We start from the raw sequence: 20,761 nt of genomic DNA, 5'->3' as shown, positions 1-20,761 counted from the left end.
GGGCCGTCACGGAGTCGTCAGCGAGTTGCCATCTCAGGACGTAGCCTGCAACGTAGGGGTGCCGTCCGCATGCGAGCGGCCCCGCGGTGCTCCGCCTCCTCATTCCCGACCATGCTGCTACTTCGACCCTTCCTATTCCTCTCGGTGCTGTCCATTCCGGCGGCGCTCATGCAGCCGCCGGCTAAGCTCCCGGCCAAGGTGACGGCCAAGGTGACGGCCAAGCCGGCGATATCCGCCGCCCGCGTGGTGCCGTTGGCGCCGGTGACGCTCGATTCCACGCTGCTCAAGTCGTTTCGGTGGCGCAATATCGGTCCTGATCGTGGCGGTCGCTCGATCGCGGCCAGTGGCGTCGTCGGTCGGAAGAACGAGGCGTATTTTGGCGCGACCGGCGGCGGCCTGTGGAAGACCACCGACGGTGGCGAGAACTGGGGGCCCGTCACAGACGGCCAGATCACGAGTGCGTCAGTCGGCGCGGTGGCGGTGAGCGAGAGCAATCCTGACATCGTGTACATCGGGATGGGCGAGTCGGCGATCCGCGGCAACATCATGCCCGGCGACGGCATCTACAAGAGCACCGACGCCGGCAAGACGTGGGCGCATATCGGCTTCAGAACGGTGGACGCGATCTCGAAGATCCGCATCCATCCTACGAACCCCGACATCGTGTACGCCGCCGTGTTCGGCAAGTACAGCGTGCCCAGCGCGGAGCGTGGCGTATTCAAGAGCACCGACGGTGGCAAGTCGTGGCGTAAGGTACTGTTCCGCGACGACAAGTCCGGCGCGATCGATATCGCGCTCGACCGCAATAATCCGCGTGTGATGTACGCGGCCATGTGGGAAGCGTACCGCAAGGAATATCAGATGTCGTCGGGCGGTCCGGGGTCGGGACTGTTCAAAAGCACCGACGGTGGTGAGACGTGGAGCGAGATCACGCGCAACAAGGGACTGCCCTCCGGTCTCGTTGGCCGGATCGGCGTCGCGCTGACCGCGGCGAACTCGAATCGCGTGTACGCGTTGATCGAGAACGACCATGGAGGCCTGTTCAAGAGCGACGATGCCGGTGCCACCTGGACGCTGGTGAACAGCGACCGCAACATCCGTCAACGCGCGTTCTACTACACGCACCTGTTCGCCGATCACAAGAACGCCGACGTGGTGTACGCGCAGAATACGTCGCTGTTTCGCTCGGCTGACGCGGGCAAGACGCTTGTGAGCATCGGCAACGGTACGCACGGCGACCACCATGACCTGTGGGTCGATCCGAACGATCCGACGCACTTGGTCGGCGCCAACGACGGCGGTGGCGCGGTGACGACGAACACCGGCGGCACGTGGACTGATCAGGAGTTCCCGACGGAGCAGTGGTATCACGTCACCACGACCAAGCACATCCCGTATCACGTATGCGGATCGCAGCAGGACAACAGCACGCTGTGCACACCGTCGCAGTGGAATGTCGGCCGGCCGAACGGTCCGCAGCAGGCGGCGGGCGGTATGGCGGTGTCGTACCAGGTGGGTGGTGGTGAGCCCGGCTACATCGCGGCTGATCCGCTCGATCCGGACATCTTCTACGCCGGGACGAACAATGGCGGCTATGTCGACAAGTTCAACAAGAAGACGGGCCTGTCGCGCGAAGTGAATCCCTATCCCTGGTTCTACTCGGGTGAGCCGTCGAAGGACATCAAGGAACGGTGGCAGTGGACATTCCCGATCCTGTACTCGCCGATCAACCCGAAGATGCTGTTCGTGTCGTCGCAGCGACTCTGGCGTACGCTCGATGGTGGCCGCACGTGGAAGGTGCTGAGCGGCGACCTCACGCGTCACGCCCCGGAAACTCAGGAGAAGTCGGGCGGACCGATCACCGGCGATATGAACGGTCCGGAGGTTTACGGCGTGATCTTCTCGGTCGGGCCGAGCAAGAAAGATGTGAACGTGATTTGGACCGGTTCCGACGACGGTCTCGTCCACATCACGCGCAACGGCGGTCTGACGTGGACGAATGTGACCCCCAAGGACATGCCGGATTTCGGTCGCGTGTCGCAGATCGACGCGTCGGCGTTCGATGCGGGCACGATGTACATGTCGGTGCGTCGTCCGTTGCTGAACGATCGCGCGCCGTACATCTTCCGCACGACCGACTTCGGCAAGACGTGGGCGAAGATCGTGAACGGACTTGGCGCCGAAGACTATGTCCACGCGGTCCGCGAAGATCCGACGCGCCGAGGACTGCTCTACGCGGCCACGCAGCACGGTGTCTACCTCTCGTACGATGACGGTGCCAACTGGCAGAGCCTCAAGCTCAACATGCCCGACACGCCGATCGCGGATCTGGTGGTGGAAGCGAACGATCTCGTGATCGCGACGCACGGCCGCGGCTTTTGGGTGCTCGACAACGTGGCGCCACTGCGTCAGGCTACGCCGGCGATGCTGACGGCTGATGCGCACCTGTTCGCGCCGCCGGTCGGCATCCGCTCGAGCGCCGGTGTGCCGATGAGCTGGATGTTCAAGGCGGCGCCGAAGCGTGCGACGTTGTCGATTCTGGATTCCACGGGCGCCGTGCTGCGTGAACTCACGGGTGATACCGCGTCGACCGCCGCGGCCGCCGGTCCAGGTCGCCGTCGTGGCACGTCGTCATCGTTCCCGCTGACCGCTGGACTGTCGCGCGTCACGTACGACATGCGTGCCACGGGTATCGAGAGTTTCCCGGGGATGATTCTCTGGGGCGCCGGTACCGCTGGCCCAGCGCTTCCGCCAGGTCGCTACACGGTGCGTTTGGCGGCCGACGGCAAGACGTTGACCGCGCCGATGACCATCACGCGCAGCCCCCTGTTGCCCGAAGTCAGCGATGCCGACCTCCGCGCGCAGTATGCATTCGGCAAGCAGGTGCGTGACAAGACGAACGAAGCGCAGAAGGCGGTAATCGAGATTCGCCGCGTGAAAGAACAGCTGGCCGACCGCCTCACGCGCAGTCAGGACGCGGCGCTGGCGGAGAAGGGTGGCGCGCTCACGACCAACGCATCGGCGGTGGAAGAGCAGGTCTATCAGGTGAAGAATCAGAGTGGCCAGGACCCGCTCAACTATCCGATCCGCGTGAACAACCGTCTCGCGAACCTGCTGTCGATGTCCGAGCGCGGTGACGGCCCGCCGGGCACGTACATGCCGGAGATCCTGGGCATCCTTACCAAGGAACTCGGTGGCTATACCACGAAACTCGAGACGGTCTGGAAGGTCGATCTCGTGGCCGTGAACGCCGAGCTGAAGCGGCTCAATTTGCCGGCGCTCGATCCGAAGTGCATGGTGGTCGCCGGATGCACAGCGACACCGTGAAGACGGGCCTGATGGTGTCGGTGCTCAGCGCCATCGCGCTGAGCACCGGGTGCGGGCCGAGCATGCGCACTCGCGTGGCGAACGCTATGCAGGGCTGACTCGCCGTGCGCCATCCGGCATTCGTGCGCGGTGAGGGCGAGCGGGCGCTGTCGATGCCATTGCCGGCTGTCGTCGATTCATTAGCCAGCGGCACCGCGTACACGTGCGGCTTGATCGTGTGTCAGGACGCCGCCGACGAAGCGAAGACTCAAGCCGAGGTGACCTGCGCCCTCCAACTGGGATCGCGGTACGAAAGCGAGGCGAGTAGTGCGGCGAGAAAGACTGCGCGGCGCATGAAACACTCGCCTGAAGACGCGTCGGCTTGACGAAGATCCGTCGATCATCAGCCGTGTCGCGACGGGTTCATCAAGGAAGACGGGCCCCGGACGGCGATGTTATGCCGGCACGGGGCCCGTCGATTTGCACTCAATGAATCATTGGCACTGCGGCAGATTCATGCCGCGTGGTACGGCCGCCGTTAGTTAGCACGGGCATAGACCGAGAGGCCGGCCAGTCGGCCGAATGCCGGCAGGCTCAAGTGGCAAAGTTTACGAGGACTCGGCCACGGAACGGCGATGGGGGGGTCGCGTGGCGGCGACGGTTTGGTCACGGTCGTGTCTTGGCGTTCCTCCGCAAGGTGGCTTTCCTGTGCGCAGTTCGTGCGTAGCTTTCGAAGATGACACCCTCTGCCAACCCCCGTCCCGTGGCGCTCATCACCGGCGCGTCGCGAGGTATCGGGCATGCCATCGCGCTCCGGCTCGCGCCAAGGCACGATCTGATTCTCGTGGCACGCGACGAGTCGCTGTTGGCGGCGGTCGCCAGTGAGTGCGAGGCACGTGGCGCGTCCGTGCAGTGCATCTCGACCGATGTGCGGAACGCGCTGGTCACGGCGCAGCGACTCACCGGACTGCACGTTGACGTGCTGGTCAACAACGCGGGTGTTGCCGTCATGAAGCCGTTTCTCGAAATGACTGCTGAGGAGTGGCATCGGCAGGTGGACGTCAATGTGAACGCGCTCTATCACGTCACACGCGCGGTGCTGCCCGGCATGGTGGCGCGTGGTCACGGCCACGTGTGCATCATCGGCAGCACGGCAGGCCGCAACACATTCGTCGGCGGCACGTGCTACACCGGCACCAAGCATTTCGTGATGGGCTTCGCGGAGTCGCTGATGCTGGAAGTCCGTGATTCCGGTGTCGGCGTGTCGGTGATCACTCCGGGCTCGGTGGATACCGACCTGTTCCCCGCCGGCACGAATCGCACGTGGATGCTCGAGCCCAGCAACGTGGCCGACGCCGTCGGATTCGCGATCGAGGCTCCCCCGCATATGCTCGTGCATCGGCTCGAGGTGCGGCCGCTCTCGCCCAAGCGCCCGCGAGCGTCTTGACGTGAGTGACGCGCGCGAATTGCTGGCGGTGCGCGAAATCGCGCACGCCTTTCTGCTGGCTGATCGTCCGAGTGACGTGCAACAGTTCGCGCTCGATCGGGTGACGCCGATTCTCGGTGCCACGTTTTCGTTGGTGATGGAACTCGGCGATGACGGCGAGTTACTGCGGCCGGTGGCGCAGCACGAATGGCCGGCGAAGCATCGTCACTGGATCGGCGCACTGCGCGTGCGCGTTGGCGACGGACCCAGTGGTGTCGCGGTCGCCGAACGACGGTTGGTGGAAGTTGCAGATCTTTTCGCCGATGAGTCGCTCGGTGTATGGCACGATGTTGCTGAAGAGCTCGGATTTCGATCGATCATCGCAGCACCGATGGAAACCGCAGACGGACCGATCGGCGCCGTCGCATTCTATTTCGCCGACGCCACGCACGTTCGCGACGAGCAGCGTGCGCTGGTGCGGGTGGTGGCCGATCAGCTGGCCGCGGCGACGGACAAATCACGTCGCACCGATGCCTTGCGCCGCGCGAACGCGGCGCTGGCCGAGGCGAATGCGCAGCTCGAGCGACAGGCGGCAGTATGGAACAACGCCGAGCGCGCGCGCGACCAGACGGTGCACGGCGTGGTGACGGCGCTACTCGCGTTGGCCTCGCCCGACGACACCAGCGACGCCGCGCTTCGGCTGTCCGCGGTGCACGCGCTGGCGGTGGCGGCCCGGGATTACGACGTGGTCACCCGCGATGATTTCACGGCAGCGGCGGCGGATGTGGACCCGCGCGAGCCGCTGCTCTCAGCGGTCGCCCTTTGGAGGGCACGTGCGCCCATGGTGCCCATCCATGTGGATGAGCCGACGGTCCTCCTGCCAATGATCCGTGGTGACCTTCACTGGCTGTCCCGTCTTCTGGAACTCGTGGTGGGGCTCGCGGTACGGTCGGCGTGTCTCGAGGGCGGGACGGTGAATACGGGGGTGCGACTGGGACGTGGCTTTATCGCCCTCCAGGTGGGGTGGCGCGACGCCTCGACGGTTGACGCTGCGGATCAACCTCCTTCGGCGACTCCACGTATACTTCAGGACATACCTCGTCGTCTGGGGCATGACCCGTTTGCGGGCGTGCGCGGGGCGGTGACGGCGCTCGATCAGCCGCTGGCCACCGTCCTCGCGGGACGTCTTGGTGGCCAGATGCGTGTCGAAGAATCGGCCAGTGGGTCCGAGGCCGAGGGCGGATGGACGTTGGTCTTTCCCGTCGAAGCAGATCTCTGACACGCGGTCGTCGTCTGTCTGTTCTCCTGTTCACTCCGGATCGCCCGTATGCACCAGCAGTCAAATCGCCAGTTGCAGGATCGTCTCACGTCGCTGCCCATCGCGGAGGTCATCGCGTTGGCGGCGCGCTATTTCACGCGCCGAAGTGGCGTGTACGCGGCGTTCATCGAAAAGCAGGGTCCCTCGCACCTCGTGCTCCGCGGGCAGGGTGGCGAAGAGCTGGTGATCGCGGCGCGCCTCACGGACGCCGGAACGGCGGTATCTGGTTCGACGTACATGTTCGATCAGCAAGTGGCGCGCTTTCTCGATTCTCTACCACCGGCGCCCGTGCTGCCAGTGCTGGTCGCCGCCGCCGCGGCGGCGTTGCCGGAGCGTGTGGCATGACGGTGAGCACGACGCACTTCGTGAATTCGCTCCGCGTACGGCCGGAGATCATCCGCCTCGCGAGTGAGCAGGCACCGGTACTGTGGACCGTGCGGGTGCAGGCGGCCGAGGTGTGGGATGCGGTGCGGGTCGAAGCAACACCGGAAACGCCGGTGCGCGATGTGAAGCAGGCCGCTATGGCACTCCTGCTCCCTGACGTCGAGCAGATCGACAGCTATGTGGTGAAGCTGTATGGCGCCGACGTGCCGAACGAGGCGCAGTCATTGCAGTCGACGGGCGCGCGTGATGCGTCGACGTTGTTCGTCACGTCGCGTCGGCGTCGGCCGGTTCGGTGAGCGAACGGTCGCCTGAGTCGTTGATGGCGGCCGTTCAGCGGCTGCGTGGCGAGATCGCCAAGCGCATCGTAGGACAGGATGCGGTGGTCGATGAAATTCTGATGGCGCTGGTGGCCGGTGGTCACGCCCTGCTCGTTGGCGTGCCAGGGCTCGCGAAAACGCTGATGATCAAGTCGCTTTCGAACGCCATGCAGCTCGAGTTTCGCCGCATTCAGTTCACGCCCGATCTCGTGCCGAGCGACATCACGGGCACGGAAATTCTGGAAGAGAGCGGCGGCGGTTCACGCACGTTTCGGTTCGTGCACGGTCCAGTGTTTGCGAATATCGTGCTCGCCGACGAGATCAATCGCGCGCCTCCACGTACCCAAGCGGCGCTACTGGAAGCCATGCAGGAGCACAGCGTCACGGCCGCCGGCAAAACCATGAAGCTGCCGGAACCGTTCTTCGTACTCGCCACCCAGAATCCGATCGAACAGGAAGGGACGTATCCGCTGCCGGAAGCGCAGCTGGACCGGTTTTTGTTCGACATCCGTGTAGGGTATCCCACCGAGGCCGAAGAGATTGCGATTCTGCGCACGACCACCGGCAAACGAGGCGCGCCGATCGAAGCCGTGTTCTCCGCCGAGGATGCGTTGGCATTGCAGCGCCTCGTGCGTGAACTGCCATGCAGTGAGCTGGTGCTCACCTATGCGGCCAAGCTCGTGCGGGCCACGCGCCCGCAGGAGGCTACGGCTCCGGACATCGTGCGTCAGTACGTTCGATGGGGCGCCGGACCACGTGCGGGGCAGGCGCTGATTCTCGGGGCGAAGGCCTCGGCGCTCTTGGCCGGACGGGCGGTTGTTTCGCCCGCGGACATCCAGCGTGTCGCGATGCCGGTGCTGCGCCATCGTATTCTGCCGAACTTCGCGGCCGAGGCGGACGGCGTATCGGCGGAACCGATCATCGAGGCGCTGTTGTCGCACGTGGCAGCGCCAGGCAGCGCGCTGCCAGCCTGATCGCGCGGCAGCGATGACCGCCCGATGAGCGGGGATTACGGACCGCTGCTCGATGCCCTGCGCGGAGTGCGCTGGCCGGCACGCCGTGCCGTCGCGGCGGCGCCATCAGGTGCCCACCGCTCGCGACAGCGCGGAACGGCGGGGGAGTTCACGGAGTATCGACTGTACCGCCAGGGTGATGATCCGCGCGCGCTCGACTGGAAACTGCTCGCGCGCAGCGATCGCGCCTTCGTGCGGCTGAGCGACGACCGTGCGTTGCTACCCACGTGGTTCGTGCTCGACGGGAGTGCCAGCATGGACTTCCCCGAAACGGGTGGGTTGAGCAAGTGGCGGATGGCGTGCGCCGTGGCCGTCGGACTGGCCGCGGTCGCGCACGCGTCGGGTGATCCGGTCGGCGTGCTGGCGTTGCACGCCGACGGCGTGTTACGCCTGCCGCCGCGCACACGGCGTGGAACCGTGCGCGAGATCGCACGTTCGCTGGATGCGCTGCGTGCCGGTGGTACGAATGTGCTGTCGTCGCCGCTGATGCAGATGCCGGTGGCCGCGCGCTGCGTGCTGGTGACCGATTGCCTGGGCGATCACGAGACGACGATCAGGACTGCCTCGGCGCTGGCGGCTGGCGGCGCGATGCTCGAATGCGTGCACATCGTGGCGCGCGAGGAGCTCGCGCTACCTGAGGGGATCTTTCGGGCGCAGGATCCGGAAGATATCGCCGTGTGGCGAGTCACCAGCACCGATGTGCGGAGCGCCTACGCCACACGCTTCGAGGCATTCCGGGCGCAGGTGCGCGATCAATGGCGCGCGCTCGGCGCGGGCTACACGGAGGTGTCGACCGACGTGGCGCCGGCGCGCGCCGTGCGTGCCATCGTAGCGGGGCTCGGACTCTCGTGAGTCTCTGCAGGATCACGTCATGATCGGGTTCGCGATTCCGTGGATCTTTGGCGTCGCGGTGGCCGCCGCGCTGGCGATCACCGCACTGCACTTTCTTTCGGTGCGACAGCCGCGCATCCTGCTGTTGCCCACAGCACGATTTGTTCCGGAGCGCGATGCGCGCGCCGTTGCGCGTCAGGCGAAGCCGAGTGACGTTCCGTTGCTGGTCTTACGCGTGATCGCGTTGCTGGCGGCCGGCGGCGCACTGGCGGGTGCGCGATGCGTTCAGTCAGGCGCCACGCACTCGTCGATCATCGTACTCGATGAGACGCTCCGTGCGGACTCTATCGCAGTGGTCGCGCGCGCGGTGAGGGCGAGCGCGGCGACCGACGTCGCGGATGTTTCCGATGCAGCGCCGCCGACCGTGCTGTGGGTGAATGGCGTCGCGACTGATCCGGGGGTCGCGATCGTGGCGGCGATCCGTGAATCGGCGCACCAAGTGAAGGCGAATCGGAGATTGGCCGCACTGTCACTCGCGGTGGCAATGCCGGAGTTCGTGCGTTCACGCGAAGGCTGGGATGCATGGCGTGGCCAGTGGCCGGCGAGTATTCGCATGTTGCCGTATGGGCACGCCACCGCGTCCGATACGCGCGCGGTGCTGCCGACGGCTCCGGGGATGGTCCGGGTGGTTGGTGCTCGTCCGGTGATAGGACCGTCAAGCGGACTGGACGCAGTGGAAGCCGCGTTCGCGTTGCGCGGCGCGATCGCGCCACGAGGCTCCACAATCGACGGTGCCGTCGTCGTACAGCGCGGTGGCGCCGGCGGTGTGGAACGTGCGGGTGTCGTCGTGCACTGGCCGGTGAGTGGAGTGCCCATTGGCTGGCAGGCGGCGACGGTGATGGACTCCGTTGGTGCCGTGACCGCCGCCGGAGTCGCGTTGGTGGCACCCTGGGCGCGCACCGCATTGCCGCCTGTGCTCTCGGACAGCGTGCGGGCGATTGCGTGGTGGAGCGATGGCGTGGCGGCCGCGGTCGAGCGAACGCGCGGTTCGTCGTGTGTGCGCGAGGTCGCGCTCGCCGTGGCGGAGGGCAGTGACCTGTTGCTCTCGCCGGCAGCTGATGGGCTGCTGCGCGCGCTGCGAGCCCCGTGCGGTGAGCGCGGTATTCCAGCACCGCGCGAGAACGCAACCGCAGCGATGCGGCGGCCGGATGTCGTCGCACGAGGTTCGAATGCGAATGGGTATGCATCGGCCAGTCATTTTCGCGAGGCCGGCGCGCTGTCGCGCGCCACGCGACCCCAGTGGTTGGCGACGGTGCTGCTGGTACTCGCACTGGTGGCGCTGCTGGCGGAGCAACTCGTTCGACGTGAGTCGGCAGCGACGGGCGCGTCGGCAGGCGCGACGACATCATGAACGATTCGATGCTCCTCGATGCGGTGTCCGGCGTTCGCCGTGCGCTCGCGCGATTGGTGTATGCGCGGGCGACGTTGCTCGCATGTGGCGTGGCGCTGTCGGCCTGGCTGGTGGTTGACGTTGTACGGTTGGCGCGAGGTCGTGAGCCGTTCGCGGCAGGACGTAGTGTCGGTATCGCGCTTGGAATCGTTCTCTTTGGGCTGCTTCTGGTGGCTTGGCTGCTGGCGCGACGCCGCACGCGTGACATCAACGATGTTCGCGCGGCGCTGTGGATTGAAGAACGCGATGCCGACGGGCGTCTCGCAAGCTTCGCGTTGGTGACACTGATCGAGGCGCTCGTCGGACTGCGATCTTCCAGTGTCGCTGCGTCGTCGGCCGATGCGTCCACCGCCAACCCGTCGGTGCTCGCGATGGCGCCGAGTCCGCAGTGGCGGGCCTCGGCGAGTTCGGTACTGTCGCGCACGGATGTGCCCCGTGCGTTGCGGCGTTCGGCAAGGAATCAGTTGCTCGGGCCCGCGCTATTCGCCGCGGGCGCGCTCGCTGTGCTGGTGGTCGGCGCGCTCGTACGCTCCAGCGCCAACAGCCAGGCAGTCCGCGTATTTCGCGTCATGAATGGCGGCAGCGCCATCGCCACGCCCATCCCGCCCCTCGGCGCGTGGCACGTGCGCGTTGAAGCACCGACATATATGCGTCGGGCTCCGCAGCTGTTCGGGGACGTACAAAGCATCGCGGCTGTGAGTGGCAGCTCGGTACAGCTGCACGGTACCGGGCCGGTTCCCGACCAGGTGATCGAGCGTATCGTTGGTGACGCCGCCGACGCGCTGCCGACGGCACGTCGCGCGCGCGCCCTGCGCTCCACGGCGACGGGCGATGATTGGCAGGTGCAGACCGTGGCGACGGCCGGTCCGGTCACCATTCAGCTCACCCGCGGCGGTCGCGCACGGTTGCTGGTTATCGAAGGGCGTGCCGACTCGATACCGGCCGTGGTGCTACGGCGGCCGGCTCGCGACAGCGTCTTCCGTCGGCCCGAGGGGGCGCTTGCGTTAGTGGCCGACGTACGCGACGATATCGGACTCGCGAATGCGCGCTTCGAGCTTATCGTGAGCTCGGGCGAGGGTGAGCGCTTCACGGCGCGCACGGTGCAGCTGGGTGCCGGTACCTTTGCCGGCGACAGGGCGGGAACGATTCGCGCCACGATGGATATCGCCGCGCTCAAGCTGGTCTCAGGTGACATCGTCCATCTACGCGCGATCGCGCGCGATGCGCATCCGTCGTCGAACCGTGAGTACGGCAGTAGTGAGACGCGTTCGTTCCGTATCGCGCGTGCCGCCGAGTACGACTCGGTGGCGGTCGAGCCCGCGCCGCCACCCGATGTCGATAACTCGTTGCTCAGTCAGCGCATGCTGTTGCTGTTGACCGAAAAGCTCGAAAAGCAGCGACCTATGCTGGAGCGCACGACGCTGATGAACGAGTCGAGCAAGATCGGGCGCGATCAGGCGCGATTGCGGCAGGCAGTTGGCGATGTCGTGTTTCAGCGATTGAGCGGTGACGTGAGTGGCGAGCACTCGCACACGGTGGGCGACGGGCACGATCACGGCGTGGAGCAGCAACAGGGCAAGCTGGCGCTGTCTGGGGGGAATGCCGGCGGCGTGCTCGCGGAAGGCGACGATTCGCCGATCATCGCGATCAATCAACCGCTGTTGGAAGCGTACAACGCCATGTGGGACGCTGGTCGTGAGCTCGAGCAGGGCGTTCCGAAGGCGGCCATTCCGCACATGCGCCTCGCCTTGGCGGCCATAGAACGGGCGCGTTCGGCCGAACGGCTGTATCTGCGCGGTAAACCGCCCACGGTGATTGTCGACCTTGCCAAGGTGCGACTTGCCGGCAAGGACACCGGTACCACGAACCCTCGTCGCGAGCGCGAGGCGCTGCCGCCGCGTGCGGCGCGGCGCGCGGCCCGCTTGGTTGTTGCCGCGCAGTTGGTGGTGGGCAACCTGTTGGCCGCTCGCGATTCGCTCGCCGTGCTGCGCGTGGAGGCGCTCGGTGATTCGCCGGCCTTTGCCGCGGCCGTCGGTGCGGTACTTGATGCGCTGGGCCGCGATGGGGACGCCACTGAGCCTTTCATGCGTGCCCGTCGAGTGCTGGGCGGTGTTGTTCGCACCGATGCTGGCCCGTGGTCACGCGGTGTACCGCGATGAACGCGGCGATGAACGACGTCACGCGCACGGAGCCGTTCGTGTTTGCGACGGCGCAGTACGCGTCGGGTGACTGGGATTCGGCGCCGATGCTTCCCGCCAACGTGATCGATTCAATTGCGCGCTATACGTCGCTGCCGGTGCGGCCGCAGGGCGTGACCGTGCCGGTGTCGTCGGAGGCCGTATTCGCGTATCCGTTGCTCTTTCTCACGGGCCATCTTCCGGTGCGCTTCACGACGCGTGAGGCCGCTGTTCTACGCCAGTATCTCGTGCGCGGTGGATTGCTTTTCGTGGACGATCACAACCACGATGTGGATGGCGCTTTTCACAAGACGGTGGGTGAAGAGATCCGGCGGGTGGCCGGTCCACTGGTGCTGCTGCCGAATACGCACGAGCTCTATCGAAGCTTCTTCGTCTTCGAGAACGGGCCGCCCACCACGTCGCACGAGATGAACGGGTGGGGTGACAACCTCGTGCACGAGCAGCTCCACGCGGTGTTGCGCAATGGCCGCATTTCCGTGTTGTACAGCAGCAAAGACTACAGCTCGGAGTGGAGCTTCCACCCCGACAACAAACGCTTTCTGTCCGTCGACAATACCAAGTTTGCAGTGAATCTGGTGGTCTACGCACTCACCCGATGACGGCGACGACAGCGAACCGCGTGCGGTCGATGCTCGAACGCGCGCTGCGAACCGTCGCGCTGCTCGGCCTGGCGGCGGCGCTCTATCTCGCCAGCCGATCGGCCGCGCCGCGCGACCGACCGGCCACCCTGCTGCGATGGACGGTGCGCGAACTTGCCGACAGCACCGCGACGGCCATGACAACGACACTTGTACGCGAACTCGTTGCCGCGGCCGTCGACTCGCTGCCTCGCGGCGTGAGTGTCGAGATGATTGCCGTGCCCAGCCAGCGCGGCCGTGCCATGCTTGGCGCCGTGAAGGGCGCCGACGTGGTCGTGCGCTGGATCGATCGTACACAGGCGTCCGGTCTTGCACTCTCGGCGACGGCCGTTGCCGGTCCTTCCGGCGCCGTCGATGTCCGCGTGGCCGGCGCTCCGGCGGCCGAACGCGCGATGGCATCGCTGGTCCTGCGCGATGCCGGTGGTACGCTCGATTCGATCCCGAACACGCGTCGGGCGGCCTGGCGGCTGGCCAGTGTGTCGACGCCACTGCGGGCGTCGCTTGGCGCATCGGAGGCGCGCGTCCCCATTCGAGCGCCGGGGTTCACGCGACGGGTGATGCTCATCGCGCAACCGGGATGGGAATCAAAATTTGTCACGGCGGCCCTCGAGGAATCGGGGTGGCACGTGGACGGTCGCTATCGCGTCTCGCCGCACACATCGATTATCGTGGGCTCGCCGGAGCGTCTCGACACCGCGCGCTACGCCGTGGTCGTCGTGCTCGACAGCATGGCGGTTGACGCCGCGACACTTCGTCGCTTCGTGCAGCAGGGTGGAGGATTGGTGCTCGGCGGCGATGCGCTTCGCATTCCAGTGTTGGCACCGATCAGCCCCGCGCGCGCGACGACGGTTCGTGGTGGGGTCGCTGGTGCACTGCTGACCGATACTCCGCAGCGCGGTCTCGAGGCCTGGGAGCTCGTGGCGAATCGCGGTGCGACGGTAATGCGGTCGGACGGCTCGGGCCACGCACACGAGGAGCCGGTGCTGGTCGCGCGGCGGCTCGGCGCCGGGCGGGTGGTGGCTAGCGCGTATCGCAACAGTTGGCGCTGGCGCATGGAAGGGACCGATGACGGTGTCGCTGCGCATCGTGGCTGGTGGAGCAGCGTGCTGACGCTGGCGGCCGGTGTGCCGACCACGGCGGGCGATCCCCTCAGCGACGACCACGCTGACGCCTATCCTGGCAATGCTGCCCCGTATGCCGACCTGGTCGCCCGCGCCGGTCTGCCGGTGTCGTTCGATCGCACCACCGCACCGCCGGCGAGCGGGCGCTCGGCGTTCGACCAGCTGCTGGATCGACTGCGCCTGACTCCCGGCCTATTGTTCACGTTGATCGTTTTGGCGCTGCTGGGTGAGTGGGCCTCGCGACGCCTGCGCGGCAATCGATGAGTTTTCTCACGTCCGGATGCACGGCATGAAGCAACAGGTCGCGTTCCTCTCGCACTCCGATTGTGGACGCCACGATACGGGGTGGGATCACCCCGAGCATGTGGGGCGACTGCGCGCCATTCCGCGGGCACTGCGCTACGATCAGGCGCTGTTCGAGGCGCTGCAGCATCACGAGGGACGGCACGCCACGGAGGACGAACTCGCGCTGGCGCACGACCGTGACTACATCGCGAAGGTGCGCGACATGGCGCAGTTGGGTGGGGGCCGCCTCGATCCGGATACGGTGGTGAGTGAAGGGTCGTGGGACGCCGCGACCGCCGGCACCGGCTGTGTGCTCGACGGCGTGGACATGGCGTTCGATGGCCGCGCACCGCGCAGCTTTTCGGCCGTGCGTCCGCCCGGCCATCACGCCCTGCGCGATCGCGCAATGGGATTCTGCCTGTTCGGTAACGTGGCGATTGCGGCGCACTACGCGCTGGCGACCAAGTCGTGCGAGCGGGTGTTGATCGTGGATTGGGATGTCCATCACGGGAACGGCACGCAGGCGCTGGTGGAGCACGAGCCGCGGATTCACTTCGTGTCGATGCATCAGTGGCCTTGGTATCCCGGCACCGGCGCGGCCGACGACTGTGGACCGCATGGCACGGTGTGGAACGTGCCGATGGCCCCGTCGCTGCCGTCAGCGCGGTACGTGGAGGCGCTGTTCCGCGCCGTGGATGCGGCCGCCGAAGGGTTCATTCCCGACCTAATGCTGCTGAGTGCCGGATTCGACTGTCTCGACGGCGATCCGCTGGGCGCCTTCACCCTCACGCTCGACGATATCGGCACACTCACGCGCGGGCTCGTGAAACGCGCCGAACGCTGGTGCGGCGGTCGGCTGGTGAGCGCCATGGAGGGGGGGTACGCCCCCGATTCGGTGGCACAGGCCGTACTCGTCCACTTGGCAGCGCTGGCCTGACGGCTCGCTTCCCACCATGATTCGCTGCTCATGACCAAACTACCCGCCGTCCTCCCCTCCATCGACCAGCCTCACGATCCGCCGCCGCGCACCATTTACCGGTCGTTGTCGGGTGAGGACGTCATGGATTGTCATCCGCGTGATGTGGCGCAGTTGCTGGCCGAGGGTGGCCCGCTGTGGGTCGACATCGATTCGACCGTGCGCTCGCAACATGCGATGCTGGAGAAGGTGTTTCGCTTCCATCCGTTGGCGGTGGAGGATACGCTCAACCCGAACTCGCGCGTCAAGCTCGAGGAGTACGAGGGCTTCTTGTTCGTGATCATCCGTGGGGTCGCGCTGGCGGCCGACACCGACGATCCGTACGATCTGGAAACGAAGGACCTGTACTGCTTTCTTGGTCCACACTATCTGGTCACGGTGCACGCCGGACCGATGGCGTCGATCGATCGCGTGTCGGAGCAGCTTCGCCGATCGCCTGATCTGCTGTCGCGTGGCGTTGAGCGCGCGCTGCACGCGATTCTCGACGACACGATCGACAGCTATTTCCCGATCCTGCAGCAGATCGACGAATTCATCGACGGACTCGAGGAACGCGTGTTCGTGACCTTCGACGAGACGGCGCTGCGCGATCTCTTCCATGTGAAGCGGCTGGTACTGTCATTGCGACGGTATCTGCAGCCGTCGCGCGAAGTGATGAACGTGCTCACGAACCGCCCGAGCTCACTGCTGACGGTCGATGTACAGCTGTACTTCCGGGACATTTACGATCACGTGCTGCGTATCAACGATTCGCTTGACACGTATCGTGATCTGCTCAGCAGCACGATGGACTCGTATCTCACGCAGGTGTCGAATCGATTGGGCGCGACGACCAAGGCGTTGTCGGTGGTAGCCACGATGTCACTGCCCTTCGTGGTCGTGAGCGGCATGTGGGGCATGAATTTTTCAACGATTCCGATGTCGGGGTGGCCACACGGCTTCTGGGTGCTGCTGGTCGTGCAGCTCGGGTTGGGCGGCTTGCTACTTTTGTATCTGAGGCGCCGCGGGCTGATCTAACGCGCCCGCTCGCCTGCCTGGCTTCCACTCTCTCTCCCCTCGCCAGATGTTCTGCCCTGAATGCGGGACTTGGAACCGGGCCGCGGCCGCGCGATGCACGCGCTGCGGCGTGCCGCTTCCGGACGTCTCGGCCCCGCCGATCGATATCCCCGATGACGAGCTGCGTGAATTGCGCGTTGCCACGGGTAATCGCTACACGGTCATGAAGCGGCTGGGGAGCGGCGGTATGGCGCACGTGTATCTTGCGAAGCATGCCGTGCTGGCGCGGCCCTTGGTCATCAAGGTGCTGCACCGGACGCTGGCGCAGGAGCCGGAAATGCGCGAGCGTTTCCGACGAGAGGCCGAAGCCGCGGCGCGACTGATTCATCCGTACATCTGCGCAATCGCCGACATGGGTACCGCGGGTGACATCGAATATCTCGCGATGCCGTACTACGCGGGCGGTTCGCTGGCCGATATGTTGTCGCGGCGCAAGACCGTGTCGGCCAGCTCGGCGGCCTCGATCGCAGTGCAGGTCGCCTGCGCGCTCGACTACGCACATCGGCATGGCGTGGTGCATCGTGACATCAAGCCGGACAACATTCTGTTTGACGAAGACGGCAACGTGGCGCTCACCGACTTCGGGATCGCGACCGCGCGTTTCCACGGCCGTCTCACCGCCAGCGGCCGCGCGATGGGGACGCCCCATTACATGTCTCCTGAACAGGCGATGGGCAAACTGGTGGACGGCCGCAGTGACTTGTACGCGGTGGGGCTGCTGCTGTACGAGATGCTGCTGGGCCATCCGCCATTCGACGGCGAAGACTCGTACGCGGTGGGCTACAAACACGTACACGAGGTGCCGGTGGCACCGGATCAGGTGGATACGCGCGTCCCGGCTGCATTGAGCGCGATCACCATGAAGTGTTTGTCCAAGCAGGCCGTCGATCGGTACGACCGCGGCTTCGAGCTGGCCGACGCGCTGATTGCGTTTCTGGGGCAGGCACCGGGAGCTGAGTTGCGCGCTGCGCGTTCGTCACGTCCGTCGGGACTCACGCCATTCTGATCTCCACCACCGACACTGCTTGCGCTATGCAACTACACGCCGAAATCCTGACGGTCCACACGACGCACCCGTTCATCATTGCGCGTGGTGGTTTCAGCGAATATCGCGTGGTGTGGGTGCGACTCCGTGATGCCGACGGCGCGGAAGGCTGGGGTGAAGCCGCGCCAAGCCGCTTCTACGGGGAGACCGCGGACAGCGTGATGGCGGCGATGGCGCAGTTCGCTCCGGTGCTGGAGCGCGCCAACGGCTGGTCGATCGACGCCATCGAGCGCGAGCTCGAGAAGACACTGCGCTGGAACGCCGCGGCACGCTGCGCGATCAGTTCGGCGCTGCATGATCTGGCCGCCAAGCGGCTGGGCGTGCCGCTTTGGAAGCTGTGGGGGCTCGATGCCAAAGCGGCGCCGCGTTCCACGTTCACCATCGGAATCGCCCCCGATGCCGAAACGTTGCGGGCCCGCGTGCGCGAGGCGGCGGCGTATCCTATTCTGAAGATCAAGCTGGGCTCGAGTTGGGACCGCGAGGTGTTGCGCATTGTGCGCGAGGAAGCGCCGCATGCCACGCTACGCGTGGACGCCAACGCGGCCTGGACGCCGAAGCAGGCGCTGGCCATGCTGCAGCCGCTCACCGACGTGGGTGTGGACATGCTGGAGCAGCCGCTGGCACCGCACGATATCGAAGGGCTTCGCTTCGTGCGTGAGCGCTCGCCGATTCCGGTGGTGGCCGACGAGTCGTGCATCGTGGCCACAGATATTCCGAAACTCGTGGGCGCGGTAGACGGCGTCAACATCAAGCTGGCCAAGTGCGGCTCGCTCCGCGAAGCGATGCGCATGATCGCTGTGGCGCGCGCTCATGGCATGCGAGTGATGTGCGGCTGCATGATCGAAACGACACTCGGGATCGCCGCGGCCGCGCACCTTTCACCGCTGCTCGACGACGCCGACCTCGACGGGGCCGCGTTGCTGTCCGACGATCCCTTCACCGGTCCGTCCATACCAAACGGACAGATCACGCTCAGCGACGCGCCGGGGCTCGGCGTGCAGCGCCGCTGACCACGCCGCTGACCACGCCGCTGACCACGCCGCTGACCACGCCGCTGATCACGCCGCTGATCACGCCGCTGATCACGCCGCTGGCCATGTCGCCGCCGCCGGCGTCCGCGATTGCTTCCCGCTGTATCGAGGTGGCCCTAGCGGCGCCGCTCTTCCGCACGTTCACGTATCACGTGCCTGATGGCATTGCGATGCCAGTCGCGCCCGGCACCCGGGTGCTGGTGTCGTTTCGCAATCGGCCGGAAATCGGGATCTGTCTCGGCGCCGCCGTGCCACCCGAGGGCATCACGCTGAAGCCGATTCAGGCCGTTGTCGACGATGTACCGTCGCTGCCGTCCTCGTTACTTCACACCGGCAAGTGGATTGCCGCCTGGTATGCCGCCCCGCTCGGACTGACGCTGCGCGCCATGCTTCCCACGGCGCTCACATCGGCCAAGGCGCCGGCGCCGGCATCGCGTACGCAGCGCCTGGTGCGCATCGCCATGGATTTGCCGTCATTGCTTCAGCGTGAACAGACGTTCGCGCGTGCCAAGCAGCAACGCGTGGTGTACGACCTGCTCGAAGCCCAGGGCGGCACGGCACCGCTCGAGTCGCTGCGCATCCAAGCCCATTGCAGTGCCGGGGTGTTCACGGCCATGGCCAAGCGCGGCTTGGTGGAAATCCGCGACGAAGCGCATCAGCGCGATCCGTTCGCCGATCGCGCGGGCACGTTGCCGCCACCCAATCCGAGCGACGCGCAAAAGGATGCAGTGCGCGCCATTCTCGCCGGTGATCCGGGGCAGGTATTCCTGCTGCACGGCGTAACCGGTAGCGGCAAGACGCTGGTGTACATCGAAGTGCTTCGCGCCATCCTCGAGCAACGAGAGCAGACGGCCATTGTGTTGGTGCCGGAAATCGCGCTCACGTCGCAGACCGTTGATCGCTTCCGTGGTGCGTTCGGCAACGATGTGGCCGTGCTGCACTCGGGGTTGAGCGACGGCGAGCGACTCGACGCATGGCAGTCGCTGCGTCGCGGTGAACGGCGTATCGCCGTCGGTGCGCGCTCGGCGTTGTTCGCGCCACTCGAGCGTGTGGGCGTCGTGATCGTGGACGAAGAACACGAGAGCAGCTACAAGCAGTCGGAAACGCCACGCTACCACGCGCGTGAAGCGGCGATCGTACGCGCCCGGGCCGAGGGCGCGGTGGTGGTCCTCGGCAGCGCCACACCGAGTCTGGAAACGTGGGAGCGCGCCGATCGCGGTCAGGCCATCCGCCTCACGCTGCCCGATCGTGCCGCCGGCGCGCAGCTGCCGCCGGTCACCGTCGTGGACATGCGCGTGGAGCTGAAACAGGCCGTGAAGGAGCGCAACCCCAACGCGCCTTTCGACGAAACGCTGGGCGTGTTCAGTAAGTCGCTGCTGGTGGCCCTCGAGCAGCGGCTTGTGCGCGGCGAGCAAAGCTTGCTACTGCTCAATCGCCGTGGCTATTCGTCGTTCATGCAGTGCAACGCCTGCGGTACCGTGCCGGTGTGTCCGCATTGCAGCATCTCGCTCACCTACCATCGTGTGCCCGAGATTCTCGTGTGTCACTATTGTCAGCATCAGCAGCCGGTGCCGGCCGTCTGCCCGCAGTGTGCGGCCGAGACGATGCGCCGACGTGGGCTCGGTACGCAGCAGGTGGAACGCGTACTTTCTGAGCGCTTTCCAGAGGCGCGGATCGCGCGGATGGATGTCGATACCACGAGTGGCAAGTGGGCTCACACGCAGATCCTCGATCGTGTGGGACGTGGTGAGGTCGACATCCTTCTTGGTACGCAGATGATTGCCAAGGGACTCGACTTCCCCAACGTCACGCTCGTCGGCGTCGTCGATGCGGACACCGGGCTCAATCTTCCCGATTTTCGCGCGTCCGAACGAACGTTTCAACTGGTGAGTCAGGTAGCGGGTCGCGCGGGGCGCGGGCCGAAAGGCGGCGACGTGATTATTCAGACGCGCATGCCCGGCAGTCACGCGATCCGTCATGCGATCACGCATGACGTCACCGGCTTCGTGCAAGAGGAGCTCGGGGCGCGCAGAATGCCGGCCTATCCCCCATTTGTGAGCATTGCCAACGTGATGGTGAGTGGCCTCGATCAGGCCGCGACGGCCGCGACGGCGATGGCGGCGGCCAGTTGGGTTCAGCGCCTCGTCGAGCGGCAGGGGCTGCGTGACCTGGTGTTTGTCGGCCCCGCGCCGTGCCCGATCGATCGTATCAAGGACCGCTGGCGCTGGCACTTTCTGCTCAAGTCGTCGCAGCCGAGGCTGATGACGCGCGTGGCGCGCTACATCGCCGAACGGTGTCCCGTGCCCAAGCTACACGAGCTGCGGCTCACGGTCGACCGTGATCCGGTGTCACTGCTTTAGACTGCT

General features: G+C 66.0%; 16 protein-coding genes. All 16 read left to right on the top strand.

Going from position 1 to position 20,761, the window contains the following annotated elements:
- Positions 1-111: 111 nt before the first annotated feature.
- The 16 genes from ACLL97_RS06810 (at position 112) to priA (ending at position 20,755) form a co-directional block, all read left to right on the top strand.
- Positions 112-3,327, top strand: a complete 3,216-nt coding sequence (locus ACLL97_RS06810) for a VPS10 domain-containing protein (RefSeq protein ID WP_411279729.1) — start codon at positions 112-114, stop codon at positions 3,325-3,327.
- Positions 3,328-4,042: 715 nt separating this feature from the next.
- Positions 4,043-4,753 carry an SDR family oxidoreductase gene (locus ACLL97_RS06805; protein ID WP_411279728.1) on the top strand — a complete coding sequence of 237 codons (711 nt, stop codon included), beginning with the start codon at positions 4,043-4,045 and terminating at the stop codon, positions 4,751-4,753.
- Between the two features lies 1 nt (position 4,754).
- Positions 4,755-6,011 carry a GAF domain-containing protein gene (locus ACLL97_RS06800; RefSeq protein ID WP_411279727.1) on the top strand — a complete coding sequence of 419 codons (1,257 nt, stop codon included), beginning with the start codon at positions 4,755-4,757 and terminating at the stop codon, positions 6,009-6,011.
- 48 nt (positions 6,012-6,059) lie between these two features.
- On the top strand, positions 6,060-6,395 hold the full coding sequence (locus ACLL97_RS06795; protein ID WP_411279726.1) for a hypothetical protein: 336 nt from the start codon (positions 6,060-6,062) through the stop codon (positions 6,393-6,395).
- Positions 6,392-6,730 carry a hypothetical protein gene (locus ACLL97_RS06790; protein WP_411279725.1) on the top strand — a complete coding sequence of 113 codons (339 nt, stop codon included), beginning with the start codon at positions 6,392-6,394 and terminating at the stop codon, positions 6,728-6,730. The genes ACLL97_RS06795 and ACLL97_RS06790 overlap by 4 nt, the downstream gene beginning before the upstream one ends.
- 23 nt (positions 6,731-6,753) lie before the next feature.
- Complete coding sequence (locus ACLL97_RS06785) at positions 6,754-7,725, top strand: AAA family ATPase (protein ID WP_411279724.1); 972 nt, start codon at positions 6,754-6,756, stop codon at positions 7,723-7,725.
- A 24-nt stretch (positions 7,726-7,749) separates the two neighbouring features.
- A complete protein-coding gene (locus tag ACLL97_RS06780) occupies positions 7,750-8,616 on the top strand; it encodes a DUF58 domain-containing protein (protein WP_411279723.1) in 867 nt (288 codons plus the stop codon).
- A gap of 19 nt (positions 8,617-8,635) precedes the next feature.
- Positions 8,636-10,006 (top strand): hypothetical protein, encoded by a 1,371-nt coding sequence (locus ACLL97_RS06775; protein ID WP_411279722.1) that lies wholly within the window; start codon positions 8,636-8,638, stop codon positions 10,004-10,006.
- The gene (locus ACLL97_RS06770) at positions 10,003-12,204 is read left to right on the top strand and encodes a hypothetical protein (protein ID WP_411279721.1); all 2,202 of its coding nucleotides are present in this window, start codon (positions 10,003-10,005) and stop codon (positions 12,202-12,204) included. Before ACLL97_RS06775 ends, ACLL97_RS06770 begins: the two co-directional genes overlap by 4 nt.
- Positions 12,201-12,842: a DUF4159 domain-containing protein gene (locus ACLL97_RS06765; RefSeq protein WP_411279720.1), complete on the top strand. Its 642-nt coding sequence runs from the start codon at positions 12,201-12,203 to the stop codon at positions 12,840-12,842. Before ACLL97_RS06770 ends, ACLL97_RS06765 begins: the two co-directional genes overlap by 4 nt.
- Positions 12,839-14,266 carry a hypothetical protein gene (locus tag ACLL97_RS06760; RefSeq protein ID WP_411279719.1) on the top strand — a complete coding sequence of 476 codons (1,428 nt, stop codon included), beginning with the start codon at positions 12,839-12,841 and terminating at the stop codon, positions 14,264-14,266. The genes ACLL97_RS06765 and ACLL97_RS06760 overlap by 4 nt, the downstream gene beginning before the upstream one ends.
- Positions 14,267-14,291: 25 nt before the next feature.
- Positions 14,292-15,224: a histone deacetylase gene (locus ACLL97_RS06755; protein ID WP_411279718.1), complete on the top strand. Its 933-nt coding sequence runs from the start codon at positions 14,292-14,294 to the stop codon at positions 15,222-15,224.
- A gap of 30 nt (positions 15,225-15,254) precedes the next feature.
- Positions 15,255-16,280 carry a magnesium/cobalt transporter CorA gene (corA, locus tag ACLL97_RS06750; RefSeq protein ID WP_411279717.1) on the top strand — a complete coding sequence of 342 codons (1,026 nt, stop codon included), beginning with the start codon at positions 15,255-15,257 and terminating at the stop codon, positions 16,278-16,280.
- 109 nt (positions 16,281-16,389) lie between these two features.
- Positions 16,390-17,325, top strand: coding sequence for a serine/threonine-protein kinase (locus ACLL97_RS06745; protein ID WP_411279716.1), 936 nt, complete (start codon positions 16,390-16,392; stop codon positions 17,323-17,325).
- 26 nt (positions 17,326-17,351) lie between these two features.
- Entirely contained in the window at positions 17,352-18,374 is a 1,023-nt protein-coding gene (locus ACLL97_RS06740; RefSeq protein ID WP_411279715.1) for a dipeptide epimerase, read from the top strand.
- Between the two features lie 86 nt (positions 18,375-18,460).
- A complete protein-coding gene (gene priA / locus ACLL97_RS06735; RefSeq protein ID WP_411279714.1) occupies positions 18,461-20,755 on the top strand; it encodes a primosomal protein N' in 2,295 nt (764 codons plus the stop codon).
- The last annotated feature ends 6 nt before the right edge of the window (positions 20,756-20,761 follow it).

It is taken from the genome of Gemmatimonas sp. (assembly GCF_046594945.1).
Classification (GTDB): Bacteria; Gemmatimonadota; Gemmatimonadetes; order Gemmatimonadales; family Gemmatimonadaceae; genus Gemmatimonas.
The sequence above is the reverse complement of the archived record's forward strand: the minus strand, read 5'-3'. Positions and strand labels throughout refer to the sequence as shown.

Bases quoted from the DNA above. Each gene is read 5' to 3' on its own strand.
- ACLL97_RS06810 (WP_411279729.1), top strand. From the start codon at position 112: ATGCTGCTACTTCGACCCTTCCTATTCCTCTCGGTGCTGTCCATTCCG.
- ACLL97_RS06805 (WP_411279728.1), top strand. From the start codon at position 4,043: ATGACACCCTCTGCCAACCCCCGTCCCGTGGCGCTCATCACCGGCGCG.
- ACLL97_RS06795 (WP_411279726.1), top strand. From the start codon at position 6,060: ATGCACCAGCAGTCAAATCGCCAGTTGCAGGATCGTCTCACGTCGCTG.
- ACLL97_RS06790 (WP_411279725.1), top strand. From the start codon at position 6,392: ATGACGGTGAGCACGACGCACTTCGTGAATTCGCTCCGCGTACGGCCG.
- ACLL97_RS06785 (WP_411279724.1), top strand. From the start codon at position 6,754: ATGGCGGCCGTTCAGCGGCTGCGTGGCGAGATCGCCAAGCGCATCGTA.
- ACLL97_RS06780 (WP_411279723.1), top strand. From the start codon at position 7,750: ATGAGCGGGGATTACGGACCGCTGCTCGATGCCCTGCGCGGAGTGCGC.
- ACLL97_RS06775 (WP_411279722.1), top strand. From the start codon at position 8,636: ATGATCGGGTTCGCGATTCCGTGGATCTTTGGCGTCGCGGTGGCCGCC.
- ACLL97_RS06770 (WP_411279721.1), top strand. From the start codon at position 10,003: ATGAACGATTCGATGCTCCTCGATGCGGTGTCCGGCGTTCGCCGTGCG.
- ACLL97_RS06765 (WP_411279720.1), top strand. From the start codon at position 12,201: ATGAACGCGGCGATGAACGACGTCACGCGCACGGAGCCGTTCGTGTTT.
- ACLL97_RS06760 (WP_411279719.1), top strand. From the start codon at position 12,839: ATGACGGCGACGACAGCGAACCGCGTGCGGTCGATGCTCGAACGCGCG.
- ACLL97_RS06755 (WP_411279718.1), top strand. From the start codon at position 14,292: ATGAAGCAACAGGTCGCGTTCCTCTCGCACTCCGATTGTGGACGCCAC.
- corA (WP_411279717.1), top strand. From the start codon at position 15,255: ATGACCAAACTACCCGCCGTCCTCCCCTCCATCGACCAGCCTCACGAT.
- ACLL97_RS06740 (WP_411279715.1), top strand. From the start codon at position 17,352: ATGCAACTACACGCCGAAATCCTGACGGTCCACACGACGCACCCGTTC.
- priA (WP_411279714.1), top strand. From the start codon at position 18,461: ATGTCGCCGCCGCCGGCGTCCGCGATTGCTTCCCGCTGTATCGAGGTG.